9 protein-coding genes are annotated in these 10,685 nt (G+C 62.8%); all 9 read right to left on the bottom strand.

The window, feature by feature from the left end:
• Nucleotides 1-122: 122 nt before the first annotated feature.
• Genes ftsA through mraY form a run of 9 tightly spaced genes read right to left on the bottom strand, consistent with a single transcriptional unit; the run spans nt 123 to nt 10,669 of the window.
• Nucleotides 123-1,466: a cell division protein FtsA gene (gene ftsA / locus IB285_RS09510; RefSeq protein ID WP_190787946.1), complete on the bottom strand. Its 1,344-nt coding sequence runs from the start codon at nt 1,464-1,466 to the stop codon at nt 123-125.
• The gene (locus IB285_RS09515; RefSeq protein WP_190787947.1) at nt 1,466-2,377 is read right to left on the bottom strand and encodes a cell division protein FtsQ/DivIB; all 912 of its coding nucleotides are present in this window, start codon (nt 2,375-2,377) and stop codon (nt 1,466-1,468) included. The genes ftsA and IB285_RS09515 overlap by 1 nt, the downstream gene beginning before the upstream one ends.
• A complete protein-coding gene (locus IB285_RS09520) occupies nt 2,370-3,341 on the bottom strand; it encodes a D-alanine--D-alanine ligase (RefSeq protein WP_407925606.1) in 972 nt (323 codons plus the stop codon). Before IB285_RS09520 ends, IB285_RS09515 begins: the two co-directional genes overlap by 8 nt.
• A complete protein-coding gene (gene murB, locus IB285_RS09525; protein WP_190787949.1) occupies nt 3,338-4,312 on the bottom strand; it encodes a UDP-N-acetylmuramate dehydrogenase in 975 nt (324 codons plus the stop codon). The genes IB285_RS09520 and murB overlap by 4 nt, the downstream gene beginning before the upstream one ends.
• Complete coding sequence (gene murC / locus IB285_RS09530; protein ID WP_190787950.1) at nt 4,309-5,745, bottom strand: UDP-N-acetylmuramate--L-alanine ligase; 1,437 nt, start codon at nt 5,743-5,745, stop codon at nt 4,309-4,311. The genes murB and murC overlap by 4 nt, the downstream gene beginning before the upstream one ends.
• On the bottom strand, nt 5,742-6,965 hold the full coding sequence (gene murG / locus IB285_RS09535; RefSeq protein WP_190787951.1) for an undecaprenyldiphospho-muramoylpentapeptide beta-N-acetylglucosaminyltransferase: 1,224 nt from the start codon (nt 6,963-6,965) through the stop codon (nt 5,742-5,744). The genes murC and murG overlap by 4 nt, the downstream gene beginning before the upstream one ends.
• Nucleotides 6,962-8,206, bottom strand: a complete 1,245-nt coding sequence (locus IB285_RS09540) for an FtsW/RodA/SpoVE family cell cycle protein (RefSeq protein WP_190787952.1) — start codon at nt 8,204-8,206, stop codon at nt 6,962-6,964. The genes murG and IB285_RS09540 overlap by 4 nt, the downstream gene beginning before the upstream one ends.
• Nucleotides 8,203-9,588 carry a UDP-N-acetylmuramoyl-L-alanine--D-glutamate ligase gene (gene murD / locus IB285_RS09545; RefSeq protein WP_190787953.1) on the bottom strand — a complete coding sequence of 462 codons (1,386 nt, stop codon included), beginning with the start codon at nt 9,586-9,588 and terminating at the stop codon, nt 8,203-8,205. Before murD ends, IB285_RS09540 begins: the two co-directional genes overlap by 4 nt.
• Before the next feature lie 10 nt (nt 9,589-9,598).
• Nucleotides 9,599-10,669, bottom strand: a complete 1,071-nt coding sequence (mraY, locus tag IB285_RS09550) for a phospho-N-acetylmuramoyl-pentapeptide-transferase (RefSeq protein WP_190787954.1) — start codon at nt 10,667-10,669, stop codon at nt 9,599-9,601.
• Between the last annotated feature and the right edge of the window lie 16 nt (nt 10,670-10,685).

Here is a 10,685-nt window from a genome sequence, read left to right on the forward strand (position 1 = left end):
CATTTATTCAGTTCGCTTGTGACACATACGTCATCAAGCCCGTATACCGCAGAAATCCTTATCCACAGTGGTTTATAACACTCCGGCACCGCTCTGCCCACGCAGTAGAACGTAAGCGCGCGTCAAAAGTATTCCTTGAGCGCGCGGAACAGGCGTCCCACCGCGAAAGTGCCGGGAGCAGATGGGCTGAAGCCGTGCGCTTCGTTGTACCGCCCCCCGATAGCGCGGATGTCGACAGGATCGTCCGCGGCGTAAAGGCACAGGCCAGCCAGCGTAGCGAAGCCCGGCGTGGCATGAGCCTCTGGCAAACCGGTCAAGGAAGGCGCGCGCCCGATCCGCACCGGCATGCCGAGCGCACTCTGAGTGAATTCGGCGAGACCTGCCAGCTCCGCGCCGCCGCCTGTCAGTACGACCTGCCCGGCTCGCGAACCTGAAAAACCCATTTCCTTGAGCGATTTGCCGATTTCGCGCGTGAGCTCGGAAAGCTGCTGAGTCACGACGGAGACAAGTTCGGCGCGGGCGATACGGTTCTTGTCGTCGGCGCCGCGCGCGACCGGGCCGGACTTGCCCTCTTCCCAGCCGTCGTTGGGGCCGTTGACCGGGATCATCTCGCGGTGATCGCTCGGACTCGCGATTGCCGAGCCTGAGACGCATTTCAGCCGTTCGGCCTGGAACCGGCGGATGCCGAACGCGCTGGCGACCGCATCAGTGATGTCGCCCGAGCCAATTGCGGCTGCGCGCAGGCCCAGCAGCATTCCGCCTGCAAAGACAGACACATTGGTCACGTCCGATCCGATCTCGACAAGCGCAACGCCCAAATCGCGCTCCTCTTCAGAGAGGCACGCATATCCCGCGGCAAGCGGCGCTGCGACAACGCCCTCCACTTCGAGGTGTGCGCTTTGAACGGCTTCCATCAAATTGCGAACAGGCGCGCCGTCCGCAAGCATGACGTGCACGTCCACTCCCAGCCGTTCGGAATGGAGACCGCGCGGATTGGCGACACCATGCGCGCCGTCCAGCGTGTAATGGGCAGGCTGCGCGTGCAATACTGTGCGTCCGTCGGGTTGGATGGTGTCCCGAGCCGCGATCAGCAGGTGCTCGACATCTTCCTCTTCGATCCGTCTCCCGCCGATTTCAATTTCGACCTTGGACACCGTGCTTTCGAGGCCCGCACCCGAACATGCGATCCAGACGCTCTGCACGCTTTGCCCTGCGCTTTTCTCCGCCCTCTCCACCGCATCGCGAATGGCATAGGTGGCCGCGCGCATGTCGGTGACATATCCGCGCTTGACCCCTGCACTAGCCCGGTGGCCGGAGCCGAGCACGAGCAGGTCTCCGGTTTCGGTCTCACCCATGATCATGGCGGAGATGCGGAAGCTGCCAATATTGACGGCACCGAAAACCTTGGCGAGCCGCGCTTTTGATGGCGGCGTCTTGGTGCGGGGGCCGGTTCTGGAATTCGGCATCAGGGCGCGTTCTCGGCAAGCGTTTGCACAGCATCTGCGCGCCCCGGAATGCGCATATAGATGCGCGGCGGATCGCGCATGTCGAAACTGGCGACCTTGCCTCCGATCAGGCGGTTCTGCCCGTCCATCCGCGCGAACTTGACCAGCGCGGAGGCGGCTTCATCGTCGCCTTCGGGAAGCGCAAGCACTTGGTCGCTCTTGAACGTCACGTTCCAGCGGCGATTGCCGATCCACTCGGCGGACACGACCTGCGGCTGAAGCGCGGGCGCTGCCGCGAGCAAACGGTCGAGACTGCCAACCTGTTTGGCCGAACCCGGCCCGGAAATCTTGAGCATGCCCGCAGCGGCCTCACGCGAGATAGGCGCAAGCTCGTGCCCGCCTGCATCGATCAGCATCAGCTTGTCGGGCTGTTCGAGCACGGCGTGCGGTTCCCGCTCGACGATGTCGATGGCGAGCGTTTCGGGCAGCTGCACCGAAACTCTCGCATCGGCAACCCATGGCAGTTCAAGCAGGTCGGCGCGCAGCTGCTCGATATCGACTTGCGGCATTGGCTGGTCGCGCCGTGCAAGTGCGCGGGCGTAAACCTCGCGCTCGTCCATCCGGTCGGTCCCGGTCACGCGCACATGGCGCACTTCGAAACCGGCGTCGGAGGCCATGTGTGCAACCTGTGCCTGCGCCATAGCGGGCACCCCGGCGAGATTAGCGATCACCCATGCGAGCGCAACCGCGCCGCCGATGATGATGGCGAGCCAGATGCGGCTCCACTGATCCTCGGTAAAGGGCAAGATGCCCATCGCGCTGTCAACGAACCCGGTCGTCTTGGCCTTGGCCCGGCGCGCTCCAGCGGCGCGACCCTGCGATTTGGCTGCGCGGCGGACGCCTTTGCTTCCGGAACGCTTGATCCTAGCCATTATGCCCTCCTTTCGCGGCGTGCACCCGTAGTGCCTCGAGTACGATCATCTCGCATAGCTGCGGATAGTCGATCCCCGTATGCTTGGCCTGCTCCGGCACGAGGCTTAGCGGGGTCATGCCCGGCTGGGTATTCGTCTCGAGCACGAACAGCCCATCCTCACCCGCCTCGTCATCCCATCGGTAATCGGTCCGGCTCGTGCCGTGACAGCCAAGGACTTGGTGGGCCTTGATAGCATATTGTTCGCACAGCCGCGCGATCTCCGCCGGGATGTTTGCGGGGCAGACGTGCTGCGTGCGTCCTTCGGTATATTTGTGCTCGAAATCGTAGAAGCCGTTGTCGATGATGAGCTCGGTCACACCGAGCGCGCGCGGACCGTCCGCACTGTCGATCACGGCGGTCGTCAGTTCGCGCCCCCGGATGAAGGGCTCGGCGAGCAGCTCGGAGAAGTCCTGCCACGGACCCGCCGCATCGCGGGCAATCGGGTTGCCGGCATTGCTCTCTTCCGTGACGATGGCGACACCTACCGATGAGCCTTCATTGACCGGCTTAAGCACATATGGACGCGGCATTGGATCGCGTTCGAAGAGGTCCTCCGAGCGTACGATCCGCCCGCCGGGCATGGGGATGCCATGCGGGACGAGCGCCTGTTTGGTGAGCTGCTTATCAATCGCAATCACCGAAGTCGCGACCCCGGAATGGGTGTAAGGAATGCCCATGAGATCGAGCATGCCTTGCACGGTACCATCTTCCCCCGGCACGCCGTGCAGCGCGTTGAAGACGACATCGGGCGCAGCCTCCGCAATCCGCGCAGCAACATCGCGGTCCATATCAATCTGGGTTACGCGGTGACCCCGGCTTTCAAGCGCATCGGCAACGCCATGTCCGGACATGAGCGATACCTCGCGCTCATTCGCCCAGCCGCCCAACAGGACTGCGATGTGGAGGGGGTTGTCGGTGCTCACGGTCGGCCAACCCGTTGGATTTCCCATTCCAGCGCGATGCCGGAATTCTTGAACACGCGCTCGCGCACTTCCTCGCCCAGCCCTTCGATATCGGCGCTGGTTGCTTCGCCTGTGTTTATGAGGAAGTTGGTATGCTTCTCGCTCACCTGTGCGCCGCCCTTTGTCATGCCGCGGCACCCGGCCTCATCGACCAGCTGCCACGCTTTTTGTCCTTCCGGGTTCTTGAAGGTCGATCCGCCCGTCTTTGTGCGCAGCGGCTGCGAGTTTTCGCGGGCTTCGGCAATACGGTCCATTTCCGCGCCGATCTCGTCGGGATTGCCCGGCGTTCCTTCGAACCGAGCGGACACGACGACCGCACCATCGGGCAAAGCAGAGTGGCGGTAGGTGTAATGGAGATCGGCATTGGGGAGCGTGACCAGCTCACCATCGGGCATGATGACATCGCAGTCGATCAGAATGTCGGAAACCTCGCGGCCATAGGCGCCGCCGTTCATCCGCACGAACCCGCCGACAGTGCCCGGAATGCCGCGCAGGAATTCCAGACCCGCAATTCCGGCATCGCGGGCAGTCGATGCAGCGAGGATGCCGGGTGTCCCTGCCCCGCAGGTAAGCGTGTTTTCGCCCGTCACCTCGCATTCGGAGAACGGTTTTCCCAACCGGATCACGATGCCCGGCACGCCGCCGTCGCGGATAATCAGATTGGACCCGAGGCCAAGCGCCATGACCGGCATCGAGCCGCCAAGCCGCTCCATGAAAAGTCTCAGATCGCCGAGATCGGCGGGCTCGAACAGCCAGTCTGCCGCCCCTCCGCTTTTGAACCAGACCAGCTTTTTCAGCGGCGCTTCGCGGGTCAGATCGCCGCGAATGCCCTCGATTGGCACGGGCGCGTCCACTCCGCCCTCGACCGCGCAGGTCGGTGCAGATCCATCGTCTCTGTCGAACCAGTCGCCGGGTTGAACCATATCGCTCATGCACCCCGTTCTGAGTCGATTGCGCTCGCAAGGCCAGCGGCCCACCGGGTGATATCCCCCGCGCCGAGGCATACAATCATGTCACCTGCGCCGATTTCGCCTGCGAGCGTGCGCGCAAGGTCACTCTCATCCTCGATCGTCGCCGCGGATCGGTGCCCGCGCGACTTGAGACCGGATACCAGCCCGGCTGCGTCCGCGCCTTCGATCGGGTCCTCTCCCGCTTCGTAAACCGGCGTCACGTAGACGATGTCGGCGTCATTGAAGCAGGTCTGGAAGTCGTCCATCAGATCGTTCAGCCGGGTGTAGCGGTGCGGCTGCGCGACAGCGATCACCCGCCCTCCTGCGCCGGCGGCATCAACCTGTTCGCGCGCTGCGCCGAGCACCGCGCTGATTTCGACCGGGTGGTGCGCGTAATCGTCGATAATCGTGGCAGCGCCCGTGTCGAATGGCACTGTACCGACCTTGGTAAACCGGCGGCGCACCCCGCCGAAGCTCGCAAAGCCGTTGCAGATCACATCGTCGGGGCAACCCATCTCGACCGAAACCGCGATTGCCGCCAGCGCATTCTGGACATTGTGCTTGCCCGGCATCGGCAGGTGGACGCCTTCGATCCGGCGATCCTCTTCGCCGCGCTGGCGAACGATGACGTCGAACGTGTTGCCGCCATCCTTTGGGCGAATGTTGACCCCGCAAATGTCCGCTTGCAGCGAAAAGCCGTAGGTCAGCACCTTGCGGTCGCGAACCTGGCTGATCACGGCCTGCACTTCAGGGTGGTCGATACAGAGGATCGCTGCGCCGTAAAACGGCACATTGTGAATGAATTCGACGAAGGCCTTCTTCACACCGTCGAAATCACCGTAGTGATCCAGGTGCTCGGGATCGATATTGGTGACGACCGCGATGGTCCCGTCGAGCCTCAGAAAACTGCCGTCGCTTTCATCCGCCTCGACCACCATCCAGTCGCTGTCGCCAAGCCGCGCGTTGGATCCGTATTGCTCAATGATGCCGCCATTGATCACCGTCGGATCGATACCTCCGCAATCAAGAAGGCTGGCGATCATGCTCGTCGTGGTGGTCTTCCCATGCGTCCCCGCGACCGCAACCGTCGATTTCAGCCGCATCAATTCGGCGAGCATCTCCGCCCGCCGCACCACCGGCGTACGGGTCTCAAGCGCGTGCGCAACTTCGGGATTGGTCCGGCGCACGGCGCTTGAGGTAACGACCACGCCTGCCCCTTCGACGTTCTTCTCATCGTGGCCGATCTTGACCGAAATGCCCTGCTCTCGCAGCCGATCGACGGTCGGGCCCTCCTTAATGTCGCTGCCCTGGACCGTGTAGCCAAGGTTGTTCATGACCTCGGCGATGCCGGACATGCCGATCCCGCCGATGCCGACGAAGTGGACGACACCAATATCGGTGGGAACACCCTTCATGCTGCGCGGTCTTTCGTGGTTCCCTGACCAGCAGGAGCGCCCTGTGTCGCTCCGCGCGCATTGTTTCCGCCGACGCGGATGACGTCCATCAGATCGATGCCGCTCATGCTTTCGACGAGATCGGCAAGGTCGCGCGCTGCATGCGGGCGGCCGCAATTCCACGCGCCGTGGGCGGCGTTTGCGAGGCTTGCCGGGTTCTGCGCCATGGCTTGGATTTGCTTTGCCAGTTCTTTCGGCGTGAATTTCGCCTGCCGGATCATGCGCGCGCCGCCCGCCTTGGTGATTTCGCGGGTATTGACCGCCTGGTGGTCGTCGGTCGCGATAGGCAGCGGAACCAGTATGCCCGGTCGGCCGACGGCGGTGAGTTCCGCGATGGTCGAAGCGCCAGCTCGCCCGATGAATAAATGGGTGTCGGCCAGCCGATCGTCCATATCTTCGAAATAGGTGCCAAGCTCGGCGGGGATGTCATGATTGGCGTAACGTTCGCGCACGCGGTCGACATCTTCGCTGCGGCATTGCTGCGTGACCTGCAGGCGTTGGCGGATCGCGGGAGGCAGCATGGCCAACCCATCGGGCACCACATCGGAAAGGACGCTCGCCCCCTGGCTTCCGCCCGTCACAAGTACCCTCAGCAGACCATCCTCTGTAAAGGGCGGGAATTCCTCATCGCGCAGGGAAAGCAGCGCCTCGCGCACCGGATTGCCGACTAGGTGAGCCTTATCGAGATGCTTGGCATCGAGGCGTTCGACTTCGGGATAGGACGTGGCGATCGCGTCCACCCGGCTTGCAAACAACCGGTTGACCCGGCCCAGCACCGCGTTCTGCTCATGGATCACGGTGGGGATGTTGGCGGAGGTCGCCGCGAGCAGCGCAGGCAGCGCCGGATAGCCACCGAAACCGATCACGGCGGCAGGCTCGAAACTTTCGAACAGGCGGAGCGCCATATTGCGCCCTTCCCAGACCAGCTTGGCGCCTCGGAACCATTGCAGCGGGTTCTTGCCGAACCGGCCTGCGGGAAGGACATGCGCTGTGAGTCCGGAGGGCTTGCCGGGAATGTTAGCCCCGCGCGCATCGGTTATAAGAGCGACATGATGCCCGCGGGCCTGCAATTCGGTGGCAAGCGCGAAAGCGGGTATCAGGTGTCCGCCGGTCCCGCCCGCTGCGAGCACGAAATGGCGGCTTGCGCCGGTGGGCACATGCTGTTTCGTTTCACCGCTCATGCTCGGTCCTCCCTCGCGCCCGATTTCGGGCGCTCGAACAAGTCTTTCAATCCGCTGCTTTCCCGTTCAAGAAACGGGTTTCGCCGAGTGATCGCCAAAAGCAGCCCGATGGTGAAACACACGGCAAGCGTAGACGATCCGCCATAACTGATTAGCGGCAAGGTCATGCCCTTCGATGGGAACAGTTGCAGGTTCACCAGGATGTTGATGAACGCCTGACCACCGATTTGCGTGACCAGCCCCGCGCCCGCGAGCAGCGCGAACAGATTGTCTTCATCGACCAGCCGCATGAGCGCCTTGCCGATGATCGCGAGATACACCAGCACGATGAGCCCGCACATTAACAGCCCGAATTCCTCGCCGACGACCGAGAAGATATAATCGGTGTGCGCCTCCGGCAGGTTCATTTTTCGGATGCCCAACCACAATCCGCTTCCTGTCCAGCCGCCTGCCAACAATGTCCGCTGTGCGAGGTCCACCTGGTCGAACGCGGTCCCGCCGCCTAGGAATGAATCGATCCGGTAGCGCGCATTGTCATAGAAGAAATAGGCCGCCGTAATCGACACGAGGCCGAGGCCGATCAGCGCGCCGATACGCTGGATCGAAACGCCAGCAAGCAGCACCAGCACGAACCAGATTCCGCCAAACAGGATCGTCGCGCCCAGGTTCGGCTGCATCATCAGCAGGCCAGCGACCAGCGCCATGATCGCGGTGACGAAAGTCAGCACGGGAAGGTTCTGATCCCGCAGACGCCACGACAATATCCACGCGAGCATGATCGCAAAGCCTGGTTTCAGGAACTCCGATGGCTGCAGGGACATGCCGAATTCAAGCCAGCGCCGCGCGCCGTTCTTTTCAACGCCAATGAACGGCACTAGGAACAGCAAGAACAAGAAACCACCGAAAGCGAGAATGCCTAACCTCCGCGCGGAGTCCCGATCGAGGAAGGACACGCCGATCATCCCGACAATGCCCAGTGCCTGCCACATCACGTGCTGGCGCAAGTAGTAGAACTCGCTCACCGTGACACCGCGCCGGCCTAGCTGTTCTGCCGCAGCGGGCGCTGCCGCAGCAACCGCAACCGTGCCGAGCGCCATGAGAAGCAGGACCAGCAGCAGCAGCCCCTTGTCCACTTCGCGCCACCAAATGCGCGCATGTTCGCTCCACGCGCGCCGCGACACCATTCCTGCGCGGCCCGCGCTATCTGGGCGCGTCGGGGCGAAAGTGCCCGCGCCGCTCATGACCCGTTCACCGCATCAGGGTCGACTGAGCATTCAACGTTTTCCGCCATCACGCCGACAAGCTGTCGAAAGTGCTCGCCGCGCTTTTCGTAGTCACGGAACTGGTCGAAGCTGGCGCAGGCCGGCGAAAACAGCACGATGTCGCCGGGCTGCGCGGCGGCGCGGCTACGGCTGACCGCTTCACTCACAAGCTCGCAGCGTTCGACATTGGGGATCTTGTCAGACAGAAGGTCGGCGAACATCGGCCCGGCTTCACCGACGGTGTAAGCGGCGGCGATATTGCGGAGATGATCGGCGGTTTCACCGAGCCCCTCCTCCTTGGCCAGCCCGCCCACGATCCAGTGAATCCGCCGCTCGCCGCCGCGAATGTCCGGCTTTGGCGGAAAAGCGGCGAGCGCAGGCGCAGCCGATGCCGGATTCGTCGCCTTGCTATCGTTGATGTAGAGCACCCCGCCTTCTTCGCACACGATCTCCATCCGGTGCGGAAGATTTCGGAAACGGGGCAGTGCGTGGCGCCATTGCGTTTCGGTAACGCCAAGTTCTTCGGCGAGCGCAACCGCGACGGCCACATTCTCGAGATTGTGCGGCCCCTGCAGACCCGGCCACTCGGCCTGCATCTCGGCGAAGCGTTCAAGATTTGCAGCGACAGCGCGGCCCGTCGGCCTGCGCGACTGCTCGGCCCGCATGATCGCGCCAGCAGGTTCCGCCGTGGAGCCGAACACCGCAAATTGCCCCGACCCCTGCATCGCGAACAGACGGCCCTTGGCAAAGGCGTAATCCTCAAAGCCATCATAGCGGTCGAGATGATCGGGCGTGATGTTGGTGAGCGCCGCCGCCTCGCACGCCAGCGAGCGCGTCAGGTCGATCTGATAGCTCGACAGTTCGAGAACATAGACGCCGACGCCCTGCTCATTCGGTTGAAGCGGTTCCTGCGCAAGGATCGGCTCGCCTATATTGCCGCCCAGCACTGTGGGGATGCCTGCCATTTCGAGGATATGATGCAGCAGCGCGACAGTCGTCGATTTGCCATTGGTGCCTGTCACGCCGACGACCTTGTGCTCGGTCAGGTCACCGCGCGCCATGGCAAACAGTTCGACGTCACCGATCACGGGAACGCCATATCTCCCGGCATGCGGTTTGATTGGATGGGTATTGAGCGGGACACCAGGGGAGACGACGATCCCGTCATATCCGGTGAGGTCGAGCCCGAGCGGGTCGGCAAGCGTGCAGCGCCCCTCGAATGGTTCGCGCGCTACGTCTTGACGGTCCCAGGCGGTGACCTCGGCTCCGCTTGCCAGCAGTGCCTCGACCGCTGCCGCACCCGATCGCGCCAGGCCGAGCACGGCGTAGCGTTTGTCGGCAAAGGCGGAGGAGGTGATCACGGTCGCCGCTTCACCTCAGCTTCAAGGTAGAGAGGCCGATCATCGCGAGGATGATGGCGATGATCCAGAACCGGATGACGACCTTGCTTTCGCTCCAGCCGAGCTGTTCGAAATGGTGATGGATCGGCGCCATGCGGAACACGCGCCGCCCCGTTCGCTTGAACCAGAACACCTGCACGATCACCGAGACCGCTTCGAGCACGAACAGACCGCCGACAATCGCGAGCACCACCTCGTGATGACTGGCAACCGCGATAGCTCCAAGCGCTCCGCCGAGCGCGAGACTGCCGGTATCGCCCATGAACACCGCCGCCGGCGGCGCATTGAACCAGAGGAAGGCGAGGCCCGCCCCCATGATCGCGGCGGCAAACACTGCCAGTTCGCCTGCCCCTTCGACATGCGGAATGCCGAGATATTCGGAATAGTCGACCCGGCCAACCAGATAAGCGATCAGCGCGAAGGTGCCTGCCGCGATGATCACCGGCATGATCGCAAGGCCATCCAGCCCGTCAGTCAGATTCACCGCATTGCCCGCGCCGACGATTACAAAGGCGGCAAACACATAATAGAAGGGCCCCAGCGGGATTTCGACGTCGGAGAAAAACGGTACGTAAAGGTTCGTGCTGATCTGGCTGACGATCAGGTACGAAGCGATGCCTGCCACGATGAATTCGAACAGCAGGCGCACCTTGCCGGAAAGCCCTGCATGGCTGTTCTTCGAAACCTTGTCGTAATCGTCGAGAAATCCGATGAACCCGAAACCGATCGTGACCGCGAGACATGCCCATACAAACGGGCTGCGCAAATCCATCCACAGCAGCAGCGCAAATGTGAGAGCGATCAATATCATCAGCCCGCCCATGGTCGGCGTGCCGCGTTTGGCGAGGTGGCTCTGCGGCCCGTCTTCGCGAATTGGCTGCCCCTTGCCCTGACGCACGCGCAGCATGTTGATGAAGCGCGGCCCGATGATGAGCCCGAAGATCAGCGCCGTCATCAACGTCGCGCCGAAGCGGAACGTCTGATAGCGCACGAGGTTGAGTGCCCCTTCGAAGCCCAGCCATTCAGCGAGTAGATAGAGCATCCAGGTCCTTCGCCCC

This window comes from Erythrobacter rubeus (genome assembly GCF_014705715.1).
Lineage (GTDB): Bacteria > Pseudomonadota > Alphaproteobacteria > Sphingomonadales > Sphingomonadaceae > Erythrobacter > Erythrobacter rubeus.